Consider the following 13,572-nt stretch of genomic DNA (forward strand, 5'->3'; position numbering starts at 1 on the left):
GACCTCGACCAGGTCGTGGCGTCCGTAGCGGCGTACGAGTGCGGCGGCGCGGTACAGCTCGGCGTCCTCGAAGGGGTCGCCGGACGGGGCGGTGAGCAGGAGCGCGGCGTCGGCGGGGGCGCGGCCGGCGGCGGCCCGCAGCCAGGCGACGAGGTGCTGGGCGGTGCCGAAGGGTTCGGCGAGCAGCACGGCTCCGTCTCCGGCGCCGGGGACCGCGCGCAGGGTGCGGGCGGTGTCCGCGACGAGCCCGGGTTCGCGGCCCAGGGTCATCGGGACGACCACGACGGGCTCGGCCGCGCGCAGGTGGGCGGCGACGGGGCGGAAGAGGGCGCGCCCGCTGGCGACGATGCTCACGCCGGGGCCGAGCCGTCCGCGGAGCGCGCGGCCGTCGGCGGCTTCGTGGCCGCAGACGGCGATGACGGCACCGTGACCGGTCATGCTCAGCCGCCGATGGGGTCGTGGCAGGAGACCAGCTTGGTGCCGTCCACGAAGGACGCCTCGACCTGGAGGAGGCCGAGCATCTCCCGTACACCGGGCATGGTGTCGTCCTCGCCCACGACGTGGCGGCCCAGTTCCATGCACTCGGCGACGCTCTTGCCGTCGCGGGCCGCTTCGAGGATCGCCTCGGTGATCAGCGCGACCGACTCGCTGTAGTTGAGCTTGAGGCCGCGGCCCTGGCGTTTGCGGGCCAGGTCGGCCACGACGTAGACGAGCAGTTTGTCGATCTCGCGGGGGGCGAGGTTCATCGTGGATGCCTTCCTCGGGTGTGCGGTGGGGGTGGGCGCGGGGGCGGCCGTCAGTCGCTGCGGCGCAGGCGCGGCAGGATGGGCACGGCCGCCAGCAGCGTCCAGGTGGTGAGGATGAACGGCCAGGTGAAGGTGTGGCCGCCGAAGGGTTTGAAGAAGGAGGTCAGGGTCGCGGTGAGGCCGGTACTGACCATCGCGCCGAAGATCGCGTAGGCCGCGGTCCAGGCGGTGTTGGCCATGAAGACGGCCCCGAGGCCGATGCCGACCAGCACCGCGTTGTAGCCGTAGATGCCGTTCGCGATCAGCTCGGTGGGCGCGCCCAGCAGCCAGGCGGCGACGATCCCGGCGATGCTGCCGGCCGCCGCGTAGAGCACGACGCGCAGTCCGGCCAGGGCGAGCCCGGCGAGCATGATGAGGCCGACGTACCAGCTCTCGACGAGGAAGATCTGCGAGATGTTGTTGAAGAAGGCGTGCCACAGGTCGTTCCAGGTGATGCCGGTGTCGCCGCTCGTGGTGCTGGCGACGGCCTTCGGGGCGCCGTGCCAGATGCGGTCGAAGGAGGGGGCGCCCACCACCATCACGCCGGAGACCAGGCAGAAGGGCGCGGTCATGGGGGTGAGCCCGTAGGGCGTGAGGAAGGTGGCCAGGGTCGCCATGAGAATGACGCACAGCACGGCTCCCACGGCGGTCAGCACGTAGGTGGCCGGGTGGTGGCCCAGCGAGGAGACGAGGGCGATGCCGGTCAGGCAGCCCGCGAAGCCCTGCATGCCGAGTGCGATGCTGCTCCGGTCGACGGCGAACGCGTAGGCGGCGGCGGTGGCGATCAGGGTGCCGAGCGTGGCGAACAGGCCGGTCTCCCAGCCGGCCGCCCACAGGCCGGCGAGGATCGCGGCGCCGGTGAACAGGCTGGCCTGGAAGTCGACCTGGCCGACGCCCCGCAGTGAGGCCAGAAGGTACGCGGTCGGCTGGCGGCTCTCCAGCCGCCGGACGACAGCCGGCTCGGCGAGGGACAAGGCGTACTCCAGCGTCTCGTCGGGGAGTGCGGTGCGGACACGACGGAGACGCGGCCGAATCCGTCATATGCCATCAAGTCACATAATCAGTGGGCGCTCGCGCCGAGAGGCGTCCTGGTAGGCCGCTCGGGTGCGCGGCAAGGGCTCACCGCAGGTCACGGCCCCAATTGCGGGCCGCTCTCCGTACGTTCGCTCCATGGTCCAGAAGATGCGATTGCACCTGCGCAGTCATCCCGATCACCATCCGGGCGTCCAGTTGCCGGTCGTCGCGGCCGTCGCGGTCGGCGGGGCGGCGGGGGCCGCCGCCCGCTACGGCGCGGAGCGCCTGTGGCCGACCGGGACCTATGCCTTTCCCTGGACGATCCTGCTGGTGAACACGGTGGGGTGCCTGCTGATGGGAACCCTGATGGTGACCCTGAAGCTGCGCTTCCCCGGGGCTCCCCGGCTGATCAGCCCGATGCTCGGCACCGGTGTACTGGGCGGCTTCACGTCGTTCTCGCACTACACGGACAACGTGCGGCAGCTGTTCGAGAACCATCAGCCGGGTTACGCGACCGGCTGTCTGGTGCTGACGGTGGTGGCGGCGCTGGCGGCCGTGACGGCGGGGGCGTTCGCGGCGCACTTCGCCTTCGGCCGCTCCTACGCCGCCGGGAACGAGGCATCATGACCGACTGGCTGCTCGTCCTGGCCGGCGGCGTGGTGGGGGCGCCGCTGCGCTATCTCCTCGGTGTCGACGCGAAGTTCCGGCTGCACAGCGCGTTCCCCTGGGGCACCTTCGCGGCCAACGCGGGCGCGGCACTGATCCTGGGGTTCGTCGCGGAGGCGGCAGCGGACGGCGATCTGGGCACCCGGCTCAACCTGCTGCTGGCCACCGGATTCTGCGGGGCCCTGTCCACGTGGTCGACGTTCTCCTACGAACTGCTCACCCTGAACTCGGCCCGCAGGCTGGGGCTGGCGGCGAGCTATCTCGCGCTGTCCGTCGGCGCCGGCGTCGGGCTGTCCTTCGCGGGGGCGGCGGTGGCGCGCGGGGTGTTCTGAGGGGCCGCGCACACGACGACGGGCGGTGGCCCGCCCCCGGGGGGGGCGGGCCACCGCCCGTCGGACGGCTCGGTCTCAGTCGATGCCGGGCAGGATGTGCGGCTCGGCGAGGTCGTCCTCGTAGCCGGCCAGCCGGATCGGCGCGGACCTGGCCCACACGTCGATGTTCTGGAGCTTGTCGCCGCGTCCCGGCTTCCCGGGCCGGTCGGCCGGCCGCTCCTCTTGCTTCGTCATTTCCGGTGTCGTCACCGCGCACTCCTTAGTGTCGCGTAGCCCCGGGGCGTTGCCGACGCTCCGGTTCTCATGTCCGGGAATCAGCCGCCCATGCGGGGCAGGGGCAGGAACAGCTCGGTCGCGGTGGCGCCGGGTACGGGGCGGGAGGGCGACTTGGTTGACAAGCCTGTCCCTGGACGGTCGAGGAGGGTTCGTGGACTCCTCGATGACGTCCGTTCGCATCAGAGTAACCAAATGAGCGCCCGCGCGCTCGATGGAACGTGTGCCATCAATCACTTTCGGCCACCGCGTACGAAAAGACCCGGCCAGGAAAACATCCCGGCCGCGTCTCCGCACGCGGGGCGTCCGCGCCCCGCTCCCCTACCAGTTGGCGGGGGCGTAGTCCTTGAGGAAGCAGCCGTACAGGGCCTCGCCCGCCTCGCCGCGCACGATCGGGTCGTAGACGCGGGCGGCACCGTCCACCAGGTCGAGCGGGGCGTGGAAACCCTCCTCCGCCAGCCGCATCTTGTCCGGGTGCGGCCGTTCGTCGGTGATCCAGCCGGTGTCGACGGCGGTCATCAGGATGCCGTCCTTCTCGTACATCTCCTGCGCGCTGGTGCGCGTCAGCATGTTGAGGGCGGCCTTGGCCATGTTGGTGTGCGGGTGCCCCGCGCCCTTGTAGCCGCGGCCGAACACGCCCTCCATCGCGGAGACGTTGACCACGTAGGCGTACTTGGCCGCGGTGGCCGCCATGGCCGGGCGCAGCCGGCTGATCAGGATGAACGGCGCGGTGGAGTTGCAGAGCTGGACTTCGAGCAGCTCGATCGGCTCGACCTCGTCGACTGTCTGGATCCAGCTATTGGTGTGGTGCAGGTCCGGTACGAGGCCGCCGGCGTCGATCGCGGTGCCCGCGGCGATCCGGGCGGGTGACGCGGAACCGCTGACCAGGGCCAGGTCCGTGACCTCCTGGGCGCTGAGCAGCTCCGTGCGCGCGGCGGGCAGGGCGGCGACCCGGTCCACGCTGCCGCTGCCGAAGGTGCCGATCACCTCGGCGGCGGGCAGTTCGCCGGCGGGCAGCGGGGCGGACTCGGCGGCGAGCAGTTCGCTGTACGCCTGCGCGGAGCGGCGGACCGTCTGCGCCGCGTTGTTGATCAGGATGTCCAGCGGGCCCTCGGCGGCCACCGAGTCGGCGAGCGCGACCACCTGGGCGGGGTCACGCAGGTCGATGCCGACGATCTTGAGGCGGTGCATCCAGTCGGCGCTGTCCTCCATCGCCTTGAAGCGGCGGATCGCGTCGTTGGGGAACCGCGTGGTGATCGTGGTGTGCGCGCCGTCGCGGAGCAGCCGCAGCGCGATGTACATGCCGATCTTGGCGCGGCCGCCGGTCAGCAGGGCGCGGCGCCCGGTCAGGTCGGTGCGCGCCTCGCGGCGGGCGCGGTTGGTGCGGGCGCAGTCCTGGCAGAGCTGGTGGTAGAACGCGTCCACCTCCACGTACCGCGTCTTGCACACGTAGCAGGAGCGGGGGCGCTGCAGGATGCCCGCGATCTCGCCGGTGGCGGAGGACGAGGGCAGGACGCCCTGCGTCTCGTCGTCGATGCGCTCGGCCGAGCCGGTGGCGGTGGCCTCGGTCACGGCCTTGTCGTGCGCGGTCTTGGCGGCGCGCCGCTCCTGGCGGCGGCGCTGCTTGACGGTCCGGTAGACCCCGGCCGTCGCCCGGCGCACCGCGATGGCGTCCGGGTGGTCGATCTCGAGGGTGTCGAGCTCGTCGAGCACGCTCAAACAGACGGCCAGCCGCTCGGGGTCGATACCGGGGCCGAACTCCTCGGTCCCGGCCACGATCTCGGGGCCGTCCTCTGTCACCGTCATCGCCGTTCCTCTGTACTCGTGCCGCCGGCCTCACTGCGGGCCGAACGCCCCGGTCAAGTCTGCCATGATCCGCGACCTGCTCCATTCGGGTGGCGCGGCGCCGGCGCGGGGGTGCGGCACGGGGGCGGAGAAGGGCGCGGAAAAAAGTTGGGACGTGGTGCGCATGCACCGGCTCATCCGGGGCAGGCGGTGCGCGAAGCACTCGGCGACAAGGAGGGGCGACACATCATGGCGACCACGACGGAGCAGACCGGCGAAGTCCTCGGTGACGCGTGCACGCTCATCGAGCAGGACGGCGCACCGCTCGGCGCGGACGCCGCGGAGCTGCCGTGGATCGAGGACACCGGAAAGGTCGCCCCGAAGGACGCCCGCGCCCTCTCGAAGATGTTCCTGGACCGGCTGCAGACGCTGGAGGAGGGCACCCGCGAGTACCAGTACGCGCGCAACACCCTCATCGAGATGAATCTCTCACTCGTGCGGTACGCCGCCTCGCGCTTCCGCAACCGCGGCGGCGACGACACCGAGGACATCATCCAGGTCGGCACCATCGGCCTGATCAAGGCCATCGACCGCTTCGACCTGTCGCGTGAGGTGGAGTTCGCCACCTTCGCGGTCCCCTACATCGTCGGCGAGATCAAGCGCTTCTTCCGGGACACCACCTGGGCGGTGCACGTCCCGCGCCGGCTCCAGGAGCTGCGGGTGGACCTCGCGAAGGCGAAGGAGGCGCTGTCGGCGCGCCTCGACCGCGATCCGACGGTGGCCGAGCTGGCCCGCCACCTCGACCTGTCCGAGGAGGACGTCATCGAGGGGCTGGTCGCGGCCAACGGCTATTCGGCCGGTTCGCTCGACACCCCGACGGCGGAGACCGACTCCGGCAACGAGCAGCGCTCGCTCGCCGACGTGCTCGGCGAGCCCGACCCGGGCATGGAGACCGTCGAGAACCTGCACACGCTGGCGCCGCTGCTGGAGGAGCTGGACGAGCGCGAGCGCCGCATCGTCCAGATGCGCTTCGGCCAGGAGATGACGCAGGCGCAGATCGGCGCGGAGCTGGGCGTCTCGCAGATGCACGTGTCCCGGCTGCTGGCGCGGATCGTCAAGCGGCTGCGGGCGGGGATGTCCGTCGAAGCCTGATCCCGTTCCGCCGGGCGCGTGCGCGGGCCCGGCCCGGACGCCCCACCCTCGCGAATCGGCCACACACCGGCGAAGTGTGGCCTGAGGCACGGTGCACGACGCCCGTCGGCGGAACGGCGGGCGTCGTTCACATATGCTGCGGGTTCACCGGCGGGCGGCCCGCTCGGTGCGAGGAGAGGGTGAAACGTGGCTGAGATGCGCATGGGCGCCCCGGCCCGACCCCCCGTGCCGGGTGCCTTCCCGCTCCAGGCGACGTCCGAGCCGGACGGCCGGGATTCCGTCTGGGACGTGAGCGGGACGATTCTGCTGGTCGAGGACGACGCGGGGGACGCGCTCCTCGTCGAGGAGATGCTCGCCGACGGCGAGCTGGACCCGACGCTGACCTGGTGCAAGTCGCTGTCCGAGGCGCTGGCCTTCCTGCGCTCGCACCGGGCGCCCGTCTGCGTGCTGCTCGACCTGCACCTGCCCGACGTCCACGGGCTGAGCGCCGTCACCCAGATCGTGGAGACGTCCCCGGACGCCGCGATCGTGGTGCTCACCGGCCTCGCGGAGGCCGACGCGGGCCTCGCGGCCGTGGCCACCGGCGCGCAGGACTACCTGACCAAGGGGCTGCTCGACCCGCAGGCCCTCGCCCGCGCCATCCGCTACGCCCTCCAGCGCAAGCAGGTCGAGCGGGCCGCAGCCGCGCTGCGCGCCAACCAGCTGATGGCGCAGGAGAACGCGCGCCTGGAGCGCGGGCTGCTGCCGGTCCCGCTGCTCAACGACGACTCCTTCCAGGCCGTCGCCCGCTACGAGCCGGGCCGCGCCTACGGGCTGCTCAGCGGCGACTTCTACGACGTGGTCCAGACGGCCGACGGCACGGTGTGGGCGGTCATCGGGGACGTCTCGGGGCACGGCGCGGCGGAGGCGGCGCTCGGCGTCTGCCTGCGCGTCGCCTGGCGCACCGCCGTCCTGTGCGGCACCGACGCCCTCCAGCAGCTCGGCCTGCTGGAGTCGATCCTGGTCGCCGAACGCTCCGACCCCCACGTCTTCGCGACGGTCACCTCGCTGGCCTTCCCGCCCGGCGGCGACCGGGTCAGCGTGGTGCGGGCCGGCCATCCCGGCCTGCTGCTGCGACGCGGCACCGAGGTCGAGTGGGTGGAGCCCGAGGGCGGGATGGCGCTCGGGCTGCTGCCGGGTCACGGCCACTGGTCGGTCACCGATGTGGAGCTGACCCCCGGGGCGGGGCTCGTCCTGTTCACCGACGGCCTCTTCGAGGGGCGCACCGGACCCAACACCCGCCTGGGCGAGGACGGACTGCTCGACATGGCCCGCGAACTGGCCGCACTGCCCGCCCGCCCCTTCGTCGACGCGCTGGTCGCCGGGGCCTCGGAGGCGGCCGCGCCGCACGGAGGCCTGGCCGACGACGTCGCCGTACTGCACCTCGGCTGGAGAAACCCCCCACATGAGCAGTGAGATAGCGGACACCTCCGCACGGCCCGCCGGACGCTGGGCGCGGCTGTCGGTCCAGAACCGGGTCCATCTGATCCTGGGCGCCTTCGTCCTGGTCGTCTGCGGCTGCGTGGTCGCGGGCGGGCTGGTGCTGGCTCAGATCTCCGACCGGACCACCGAGCTGGTGGACCGCATCCAGCCGGCCCGCGCCGCCTCCTTCGAGCTGCAGAACGCGCTGCTCAACCAGGAGACCGGGGTGCGCGGCTTCGCGCTGAGCGGGGACGTCTCGTTCCTGGAGCCGTTCGCGGCGGGCAAGGCGGAGGAGGAGGACCGGCTGGCCCGCGTCCGCTCCGCCGTGGGCGACGAGCAGCCCTACAGCCGCGACCTGGACCGGCTCGCGGCGGCGGCCTCGGACTGGCGCAGGGTGCACGCGGACCCGCTGATCGCGGAGGTGCGGCGGGACGGTCCGGGCGCGCGCTCGTCCGCCAGGGTCAGCGAGAGCAAGACCGCCTTCGACGAGCTGCGGCGGCTGTACGGCGCGCAGCAGGCGCACCTGGACGCCGCGCGCGACCGGGTGCGCGGCCAACTGGACGACGCCCGGCACGCCCGCGACCGGACGCTCATCGCGCTGCTCGTCGTGTTCGCGCTGTGCGTGGTCGCCCTCAGCGTCCTGCTGCAGCGCACCGTGGCACGCCCGCTGAACGACCTGGCGGAGGCGTCCCGCCGGGTCCGCTCCAGCCGCTACCGCCGGCAGCGCATCGAGGTGGGCGGGCCGTCCGACGTACGCGCGGTGGCCGCGGCCGTGGAGGACATGCGCAGCCGGCTGGTGGAGGAGCTGGACGCCGCGCAGGAGCGCGAGACCGTGCTCGCGCAGCAGACCGTGGAGCTGCGCAGGTCCAACTCGGAGCTGGAGCAGTTCGCGTACGTCGCCTCGCACGACCTGCAGGAGCCGCTGCGGAAGGTCGCCTCGTTCTGCCAGCTGCTGGACAAGCGGTACGGGACCGAGCTGGACGGCCGCGGCAAGCAGTACATCGACTTCGCGGTGGACGGCGCCAAGCGCATGCAGGTGCTCATCAACGACCTGCTGACGTTCTCGCGGGTCGGCCGGGTGCACGACAGCTGGACCCCGGTCGAGCTGGACCAGTCGCTGGACCGGGCCCTGGCGAATCTGGCGCTGGTGATCGAGGAGTCCGGGACCACCGTCGTCCGGGAGTCCCCGCTGCCCGCGATCACCGGTGACCCCACGACGCTCGCGATGATCTGGCAGAACCTGATCGGGAACGCCGTGAAGTTCCGCCGGCCCGACGAGCCGTGCGTGATCACGGTGGGCTGCGAGCGGGACGGGGACGACTGGCACTTCACCGTGGCGGACAACGGGATCGGGATCGCGCCCGAGTTCGCCGAGAAGGTCTTCGTCATCTTCCAGCGGCTGCACGGCCGTGACGAGTACGACGGGACGGGCATCGGCCTCGCCCTGTGCCGCAAGATCATCGAGTTCCACGGCGGCCGGATCTGGCTCGATCCGGACTCCCGCCAGGGGGCGCGGGTCCACTTCTCGCTGCCCGCCGACCCCGCGCCGGCGGAGACCACCGCCGCCGTATCCTCCACCGAGACCTCCGGAGACGCCACGTGAACACCCCCGTAGAGCCCATCGAGGTCCTGCTGGTCGAGGACGACCCGGGCGACGAGCTGATGACGCGCGAGGCGTTCGAGGACAACAAGATCCGCAACACCCTGCACGTGGTGCGGGACGGCGAGGAGGCCCTGGACTTCCTCTACCGCCGGGGCTCCCACACCGCGGCCCCGCGCCCGGACCTCATCCTGCTCGACCTGAACCTGCCGAAGTACGACGGCCGCCAGGTGCTGGAGCAGATCAAGCAGGACCCCGAGCTGGCACTGATCCCGGTCGTCGTGCTGACGACGTCGTCGGCCGAGGAGGACATCCTGCGCAGCTACAAGCTGCACGCCAACGCCTATGTGACCAAGCCCGTCGACCTGGACCAGTTCATCGCGGCCGTCCGTCAGATCGACGACTTCTTCGTCACCGTGGTGCGGCTTCCCGGTCGCGCGTAATATTCGCTGACGACGCACGGGAGTGGGATCTCCCGACGCGGGTACACGATCACAAGAAAGAGGTCTGCGACCTCCCCGCTGCGCCCTGGCTGGAGCACATGAACGAACAGGCCGTCTTCCCGCCGGACGACTCGCCCCGGAGCTGTCCGCCCACGGAGGCATTGCACAGCGCCGAGGTCTTCGACGGCGAGCCGGGGTGCATCTCCCAGGCGCGGGCACTGGCCGACCGCTTTCTCGCCCGGCTGGTCTCCGAGTGGATGGCCGTGCTGGGCACGCACACCCGCAACGACCTGATGCTCGCCGTGAGCGAGCTGGTCACCAACGCCGACCGCTACAGCCACGGCCCGTATCTGCTGGAGCTGGAGGGCACGGCGGAGCGCATCAGCATCACGGTGTACGACAGCAGCAGCGCGCTGCCCGTCTTCTACGGCCCCGACCCGAGCCGCCTCGGCGGGCACGGCATGGAGATCGTCGTGGCGCTGTGCGACCGCGTCACGGCCGAGCGGGTGCCGGTGGGCAAGCGCATCCGGGCCGAATTCATCCTGAGCAGCTGACGGGCCGGGGCGCCGCGGGCGCCTTCCGGTTCAGTCCCGGGCTTCCGGCCGCCCGAACCAGTCGATGCACAGCACGAGGGCGTCGTCGAGCGTGTCCGACGCCCGGTGTTCCGCCAGCTCCCGCAGGACCGCGCCGGGCACGGCCGCCGCGGGCAGCAGCCGGGTGGCGAGGGCGGCCCTGGGCAGAGCCCGTTCCGCGAAGGCCTCACCGAGCGGGGAGACGGCGTCGTACACCCCGTCGCTGACGAGGAGCAGCCGGTCGCCGGGCCGGACCCTGAGGTGCTGGACGACGTACCGCGACTCCTCGAACATGCCGAGCGGAAGCTGGGCGTCCAGGTCGACCCGGGTGACGCTGCGGCCGCGCAGGCGCCACAGCTGCGGGGAGCCCGCGTCCACCGCCTCGACCGAGCCCGTGGCCAGGTCGAAGCGCAGGAGCAGGGTGGAGACGTGGGCGGCGCCGCGGTGCTGTTCGTAGATGGCCTGGTCCGCCAGGGCGGCCTGGTCGGCGATGCCGATGCCGGCCCTGCGGGCGTTGCGCAGCGCGTTCACGGCGAGGTTGGTGAGCAGGGAGGCCCGGATGCCCTCGCCCATGCCGTTGGTCACGGCGACGCTCAGCCGGTCCCCCTCCGCCGCCCAGTCGAAGTTGTCGCCGTGGATGGCGTAGGCGGGTTCGAGCTGGGCGCCTATGGCGTATTCGGCGGCGGTGAAGGATCGCGCCGGCAGGAGCTGCCACTGCATCTCGGCGGCGAGGGTGAGGCGGGTGGTGCGCCGGGCCCGCTGGTAGTGGTCGGTGTCCCGTTCGGCGACGACGATCTCGTGCCCGAGGAGATCGGCCACGTGGGCGAGGTCGTCCATGGCCTTCGGGGTGGACCGGGCGGCGGGCAGCCGGACGGTGAGTATGCCGAGGCGTTCGCCCCGGACCGTGACCGGGAAGTAGTGGTCGGCCGCGTCGTCGGGGCCGAACCTGCCGTGGTGCGGGCGCTGGCTGCCGAAGGCGCGGCCGGGCGCGCTGTTGTGCAGGGAGAGCGGCTGGGCGGTCCCGTCGGCGGCGTCGACCGGGCTGAGCACGGTCATCCCGTAGTCGGCCAGGAGCAGTTGCACCGCGAGCGCGCCGTAGGACGTCGCGAGGATCTCGCGCACCGTCTCCACCAGGGCGTACGGCGGCGCGGCGCGGAGCGCTCGTTCGATGTCCGTGGGGGCATTCACGCTGTTTCGCCCATTCTTCGGTGGCCGGCGGAAGCGGAGCCAGGCTGACAGGAGCACGCTATGGGTGACACAGTGGGAGAATGCCCCACCGCACCGGACTCCCTCACCACCCTGCACAGGTGCCCGAGGAGGTCTGTGCCGCTTCCGAGCTTCTGGAGGTGTTGTGGGGACGCGGTCAGGAGGCCGCGACGTTCGACGGGGTCTCCCCCTCCCAGCTTCGCGCGCTGCTCGTCATCGAGCAGCAGGAGGGGAGCAATCTGCGGTCGCTGGGCGAGGCGCTCGGCTCGCGCGCACCCTCGGTGAGCCGGCTCTGCGACCGGATGGAGGCCATGGGGCTGGTGCAGCGCGACCCGAGCCCGACGAGCCGCCGGGAGGTCGAACTCCGGCTGACCCGGCAGGGGCGGGAGCTGCTGGAGGAGTACCGGGCGATTCGCACCCGGGAACTGACCGCCGTGCTGGAGAGGATGCAGCCCTCCGAGGTGGCGGCTCTCGCCGTGGGACTCACCGCCTTCCGGTCGGCGGCTGCGCAGCGGATCGGGGGCGAGCGGGGGGCCGTCGCCCGGCTCCGCGACGACGTCGCGGACAGCGCCTAGCTTCATGCACGCCCCTGCTTCCGCGTTCCGAAGGCGCCGCTCGGCCGGGCGCTCACGTTGATCGTTCGGTACAGATTGTTGCCCCACGGAGAATGTTGTCAAATGGCAACTGTTACTTTTATCGTTGAGCATTCCCGCCGCGAGCAGGGACGGAGCTGAACCCCCCTGTCCGTTCCGCGCGGCGGTCCCCGCCGTCCAGTGCATCACGAGGTGACCGTGCTTCCACCGCCCAGCGCCGGCCGAGCCATGCAGATCGTCCCACGGCACGAACGCGGAGCGTTGGTGCTCTCGGTAACCGGTGACCTCGACATCGACAATGTCGGGGTTCTCGGCGCGGCGCTGGAGGACGCGTCGCGGGAGGGTTCCGCACCGGTCGTCGTCGATCTCGCCCAGGTGAGTTTCGCCGACTCCACGACGGTGAACGTGCTTCTCCAGGGACAGACGGCTCTCGGCCCCCGGCTGCGGCTCGCCGCGCCTTCCGTGTTCATGGAGCGACTGATCTCCGTTCTGGGACTCGACAGCGCGCTCCCGGTCTTCCCGAGCGTCGCCGAGGCGATCGATCCCCCTCTTCCCGCCTGACGCGGGTGCGATGCCGGCGTCGGGAGTGATCCTTCTGACGCCGGCCGCGAGGAGGACTACCGTCAGGAGGAGGACACCCGGACCACTTCCGTACTACCAGAGCAGTACGCCGGATCGCCGCCTCTGGGACGACGACGCGGCGGCTGGAAAAGGGGATCGTGGTGTACATGAGTTCCCTTGCGCTGTCCGTGCTGCTGTCACTGGTCTCCGCGGTCGCCTACGCGGCCGGGGCGATCGTCCAGGAGCGCGTGGCCACGGCCTCCGACGGCCGCTCGCTCGCCCCGCTGCGCGACCGGGTCTGGTGGGCGGCGGTCGGCCTGAACGGCCTGGGTGCCGTGCTGCACGTGGTGGCGCTGGCGTACGGACCGCTGAGCCTCGTCCAGCCGCTGGGGGCGCTCACGATCGTCTTCGCGCTGCCGATGGCCGCCCTGTTCGTACGCCGCAGGGCCGGGGCCACGGCGTGGCGCGGCGCGGTCATGGCGACGGTGGGGCTGGCGGGGCTGCTGGCGCTCACGGGCAGCGCGGACGGGCACAGCCTGGGCGGGCCGCAGCAGCTGATGCTGGCGGTCGTGACCTTCGGCGCGGTGGCGGCGCTGGTCCTGCTGTCGCGGGCGATGCGCCGGCCGGTGACCCGCAGTGTGGTGCTGGCGGGGGCGGCGGGTGTCGCGTTCGGTATCGCGTCGGTGTACACGAAGACCGTGGCCATGGAGTGGACCGCCGGTTCCGTGCGGTCCGGGCTGCCGACGCTGCTGGTGATCGCGGCCCTGGCGGGCGCCGGTCTGCTGCTGGCCCAGGCGGCGTACCGGGGTGCCGGGCTCACGGCCCCGCTGGCCACGGTGACCGTGGTGAACCCGGTGGTCGCGGCGGCGGTCGGCATCACGCTGTTCGGTGAGCAGTTCCGGCACGGGGCCGTGGGTACGGTCCTGGCCCTGGCGTGCGGGGTGCTCGCGGCCGGCGGACTGGTCATGCTGACCACGGAGCGGATCGGCGCGGAGCGCCTGCGGCCGGAGCCCGAGGAGGCGGACGCCGCGAAGGAGGTGCCGCAGGCCGCTCCCGCGCGGATCGCCGCGGACGAGGAGGAGGAGCCGGCCGCCGGGCCCGCCGACCTGCCGGCCCCGGTGGGCGTCCT

At 72.1% G+C, this 13,572-nt stretch carries 15 protein-coding genes and 1 pseudogene; 10 read left to right on the forward strand and 6 right to left on the reverse strand.

All coding sequences use genetic code 11. The features are described 5' to 3' along the window. The 3 genes and pseudogenes from MHW47_RS21760 to MHW47_RS21770 all read right to left on the reverse strand — a co-directional run. Nucleotides 1–438, reverse strand: a pseudogene (locus tag MHW47_RS21760) (cobalamin biosynthesis protein CbiX); the annotation flags it as partial. Between the two features lie 2 nt (nt 439–440). Continuing rightward, on the reverse strand, nt 441–746 hold the full coding sequence (locus tag MHW47_RS21765; protein WP_239225468.1) for an urease subunit gamma: 306 nt from the start codon (nt 744–746) through the stop codon (nt 441–443). A 50-nt stretch (nt 747–796) separates the two neighbouring features. Beyond that, on the reverse strand, nt 797–1,759 hold the full coding sequence (locus tag MHW47_RS21770; RefSeq protein ID WP_239225469.1) for an urea transporter: 963 nt from the start codon (nt 1,757–1,759) through the stop codon (nt 797–799). 196 nt (nt 1,760–1,955) lie between these two features. On the opposite strand from MHW47_RS21770, the gene MHW47_RS21775 reads away from it, so the two are divergent. Together MHW47_RS21775 and MHW47_RS21780 are read left to right on the forward strand one after the other, a co-directional pair. Then, entirely contained in the window at nt 1,956–2,426 is a 471-nt protein-coding gene (locus MHW47_RS21775; RefSeq protein WP_239225470.1) for a CrcB family protein, read from the forward strand. Then, the gene (locus tag MHW47_RS21780) at nt 2,423–2,797 is read left to right on the forward strand and encodes a CrcB family protein (RefSeq protein WP_239225471.1); all 375 of its coding nucleotides are present in this window, start codon (nt 2,423–2,425) and stop codon (nt 2,795–2,797) included. The genes MHW47_RS21775 and MHW47_RS21780 overlap by 4 nt, the downstream gene beginning before the upstream one ends. A gap of 75 nt (nt 2,798–2,872) precedes the next feature. Here MHW47_RS21780 and MHW47_RS21785 read toward each other — a convergent pair whose 3' ends face one another. Then, entirely contained in the window at nt 2,873–3,046 is a 174-nt protein-coding gene (locus tag MHW47_RS21785; protein ID WP_239225482.1) for a hypothetical protein, read from the reverse strand. A gap of 345 nt (nt 3,047–3,391) precedes the next feature. After that, nucleotides 3,392–4,876, reverse strand: a complete 1,485-nt coding sequence (locus tag MHW47_RS21790; RefSeq protein ID WP_239225472.1) for an SDR family NAD(P)-dependent oxidoreductase — start codon at nt 4,874–4,876, stop codon at nt 3,392–3,394. A 228-nt stretch (nt 4,877–5,104) separates the two neighbouring features. Between MHW47_RS21790 and MHW47_RS21795 the strand changes: the two genes are divergently transcribed. The 5 genes from MHW47_RS21795 (at nt 5,105) to MHW47_RS21815 (ending at nt 10,065) form a co-directional block, all read left to right on the forward strand. Further along, on the forward strand, nt 5,105–6,007 hold the full coding sequence (locus MHW47_RS21795) for an RNA polymerase sigma factor SigF (protein WP_239225473.1): 903 nt from the start codon (nt 5,105–5,107) through the stop codon (nt 6,005–6,007). Nucleotides 6,008–6,202: 195 nt separating this feature from the next. After that, the gene (locus tag MHW47_RS21800) at nt 6,203–7,462 is read left to right on the forward strand and encodes a SpoIIE family protein phosphatase (protein WP_239225480.1); all 1,260 of its coding nucleotides are present in this window, start codon (nt 6,203–6,205) and stop codon (nt 7,460–7,462) included. Beyond that, nucleotides 7,452–9,071 (forward strand): CHASE3 domain-containing protein, encoded by a 1,620-nt coding sequence (locus MHW47_RS21805; protein WP_239225474.1) that lies wholly within the window; start codon nt 7,452–7,454, stop codon nt 9,069–9,071. The genes MHW47_RS21800 and MHW47_RS21805 overlap by 11 nt, the downstream gene beginning before the upstream one ends. Further along, nucleotides 9,068–9,511, forward strand: a complete 444-nt coding sequence (locus MHW47_RS21810; RefSeq protein WP_239225475.1) for a response regulator — start codon at nt 9,068–9,070, stop codon at nt 9,509–9,511. The genes MHW47_RS21805 and MHW47_RS21810 overlap by 4 nt, the downstream gene beginning before the upstream one ends. A gap of 98 nt (nt 9,512–9,609) precedes the next feature. After that, nucleotides 9,610–10,065: an ATP-binding protein gene (locus MHW47_RS21815; protein ID WP_239225476.1), complete on the forward strand. Its 456-nt coding sequence runs from the start codon at nt 9,610–9,612 to the stop codon at nt 10,063–10,065. A 30-nt stretch (nt 10,066–10,095) separates the two neighbouring features. Here MHW47_RS21815 and MHW47_RS21820 read toward each other — a convergent pair whose 3' ends face one another. Continuing rightward, complete coding sequence (locus tag MHW47_RS21820) at nt 10,096–11,271, reverse strand: PP2C family protein-serine/threonine phosphatase (RefSeq protein WP_239225477.1); 1,176 nt, start codon at nt 11,269–11,271, stop codon at nt 10,096–10,098. A gap of 80 nt (nt 11,272–11,351) precedes the next feature. Between MHW47_RS21820 and MHW47_RS21825 the strand changes: the two genes are divergently transcribed. The 3 genes from MHW47_RS21825 to MHW47_RS21835 all read left to right on the forward strand — a co-directional run. Beyond that, nucleotides 11,352–11,864: a MarR family winged helix-turn-helix transcriptional regulator gene (locus tag MHW47_RS21825; RefSeq protein WP_239225478.1), complete on the forward strand. Its 513-nt coding sequence runs from the start codon at nt 11,352–11,354 to the stop codon at nt 11,862–11,864. A 246-nt stretch (nt 11,865–12,110) separates the two neighbouring features. Further along, nucleotides 12,111–12,443: an STAS domain-containing protein gene (locus MHW47_RS21830; protein WP_239225481.1), complete on the forward strand. Its 333-nt coding sequence runs from the start codon at nt 12,111–12,113 to the stop codon at nt 12,441–12,443. 158 nt (nt 12,444–12,601) lie between these two features. Further along, nucleotides 12,602–13,572: DMT family transporter (locus tag MHW47_RS21835; protein WP_239225479.1), on the forward strand; the 971-nt coding region annotated here is incomplete at its 3' end.

Origin of the sequence: Streptomyces sp. OfavH-34-F, from assembly GCF_022347745.1 — a bacterium.
In the GTDB taxonomy this organism is placed as follows: domain Bacteria; phylum Actinomycetota; class Actinomycetes; order Streptomycetales; family Streptomycetaceae; genus Streptomyces.